This is a genomic window from Gemmatimonadaceae bacterium, assembly GCA_035533015.1.
In the GTDB taxonomy this organism is placed as follows: Bacteria; Gemmatimonadota; Gemmatimonadetes; order Gemmatimonadales; family Gemmatimonadaceae; genus JAGWRI01.
On record DATLUQ010000042.1, the window covers coordinates 1 to 2,687 of the forward strand.

At 69.5% G+C, this 2,687-nt stretch carries 1 protein-coding gene; it reads left to right on the forward strand.

All coding sequences use genetic code 11. The features are described 5' to 3' along the window. On the forward strand, nt 1-2,687 hold a 2,687-nt coding region (locus VNF92_07945; GenBank protein HVA57806.1), incomplete at both ends, for a hypothetical protein.

Here is a 2,687-nt window from a genome sequence, read left to right on the forward strand (position 1 = left end):
TGGCGTTGATCCCGGCGTCGGATCTCGCGGTGGCGCTGGTGAATCGCTTCGTCACCACGGTGGTGGCGCCCGACCTCCTGCCGCGTCTCGAGTGGGCGGCCGGCGTACCCGCGGAGTTTCGGACCATGGTGGCGGTGCCGACGCTGTTCGGCGGGCGGGCCGACGTAGAGGCGCAGGTCGCTCGACTGGAGATCCACTATCTGGCAAACGCCGACGGCGACGTGCGGTTCGCGCTGGTATCCGATGGGCCGGATGCGCCTGCCGAACACATGCCGGGGGATGAGGAGATCGTCGCTGCGGCGCGCGACGGCATCGCGCGGTTGAACGCCCGCCACGGACCGGCGCCGGACGGGGGCGCGCGGTTCTTCGTCTTTCACCGCCGCAGAGCGTGGAACTCGTGCGAAGGCGTGTGGATGGGCTGGGAGCGCAAGCGCGGCAAGCTCCACGAGTTGAACCGCCTGCTGCGGGGCGCCACGGATACGACGTTCCTGGCGGCGAACGGGCCGACCGGGGTGCGCTACGTGCTGACACTGGACGCCGATACCCGGCTTCCGATGGGCGCCGTCAATCGGCTTGTCGGGACGATGGCCCATCCGCTCAATCGCCCGCGGCTCGATCCCCTGACACAGCGCGTGGTGGAAGGCTATGCGGTGTTGCAGCCGCGTGTGTCGCTGCCGCTCCCGGGCCGCGCGGGTTCGCTGCTCCAGCGGTTGTACTCGGGGGCGTCGGGGATCGATCCGTATGCGTCGGCCGTATCGGACGTCTATCAGGATCTGTTCAACGAGGGATCGTACACCGGCAAGGGCATCTACGACATTGACGCGTTCGAGGCGGCGCTGGCCGGGCGGGTACCCGACAACACGCTGCTGAGTCACGACCTCTTCGAAGGGGTGTTCGCGCGGGCCGGGCTGGTGACCGACGTCGAGCTGTTCGAGAGCGCGCCGGCGAACTATCTGACGGCAGCGGCACGCCAGCATCGTTGGGCACGCGGGGACTGGCAGCTGCTGCCGTGGATCCTGCGGGAGCGACTGTCCCCGATCCATCGCTGGAAGATGATCGACAATCTCCGGCGCACGCTGTCGATGCCGGCGGCATTCCTCACCCTGGCGTTCGGATGGGCGTGGCCCGGGTCATCGCCCGCGCTCTGGTCGGCGTTCGTCCTGACTACCGTGGCGGTGCCGCTGCTGCTCCCGGCATTGGCCGGCGTGTGGCCCCACGCTCCGGGCATCTCCAAGCGGAGCCATCTGCGTGCGGTGAGCCGCGACTTCCGCGATGCCGTGAGCCAGATGGCGTTCACGATCACGACGATGGCGTTCCAAGCGTGGCTGATGGCCGACGCCGTGGTACGAACGCTGGTGCGCGTGTATCTGACGCACGGCCGGATGCTGGAGTGGATGACGATGGTGCACGCCGAGTCGCGCGTGCCGAGCACGGTTGCAGGGTTCTATCGCCGCATGGCCGGTGGCGTCGGGCTCTCGGCGATCGCGGCGGCGGCGGTGACGTGGTGGCACCCGGCCGCGTGGCCGGTGGCGTTGCCGATCGTGGTGGTGTGGGGGTTCGCTCCCGCCATCGCGCGCCGGGTAAGCCGGCCGGGCACGGCGCCTTACACCGCGCCGCTGTCGGCGGACGAAGCGCGCGCGCTACGCCTCATCGCCCGCCGCACGTGGGAATACTTCACGACGTTCGTGACGGCGGAGAGCCGGTGGCTTCCACCGGACAATTTCCAGGAGACGCCGCACCCGGTGATCGCCGAGCGGACGTCGCCCACCAACATCGGGATGTACCTACTCTCGGTGGTGGCGGCCCGGGATTTTGGGTGGGTGGGGACGCTCGACGCGGTGGATCGGATCGAAGCGACGTTGCGCACGGTGGTGGAGCTCGAGCATCATCGCGGGCATCTGTACAATTGGTACGACGTCCGGGACGGTCGTCCCCTCGAGCCGCGGTACGTTTCCTCGGTGGACAGCGGCAATCTCGCCGGCGCGCTCCTCACGCTGGCCAATGCATGTCGGGAGATGATCGAACAGGTGGCGCCCGGGCCGCCGGCCCTGTCGGGCATCGCCGACGCCGCCCTCCTCCTGCAGGAAGTGGCGCGCGATACCGGGAACGACCGGACCGCCGCGGTGGCCGAGCGGCGAAGACTACAGGGTGCGCTGGACGTGGTGCTAGCGGTGATCGCCCAGCCACCCGGCACGCCGGCTGAGTGGGCAGAGCGACTGACCGAACTCGATGCGGCGGCGCGGACGGTGTCGAACTGTGCGCAGGACGTGGGCGACAAGGAGGCGGGAAAGCCGTGGTCGCCGGTGCTCGCGGGCGCGAATGCGCTGCGGGGGGCGGTGCAGACGCACGCACGCGACTTGGATACGCTCATTCCCTGGACCCGATTGCGAATTGACGAGGCGGCGGCTTCGCTCATGGGTCGATTGGCGCCGGCGCCGTCGTTGGCTGAGATGCCCAGCCGTTGTGAAGCGGCGCTCCGTGAACTCGCCGAGATCCGGGCGGCAGTCGCGGAGAGCGGGACGGCGAAGGACATGCGACTCAAGAACATCGACGGGCTCGCCGCGGGTCTCGAGCGGTCCGCCGCCGCCGCCGTGGCGCTCACCCGGCGGCTCACGCAATTCGCGGCCGAGGCGCGCGCGATGGCCGCCGCGATGGAGTTCGGGTTTCTCTTCGATCCGATGCGCATG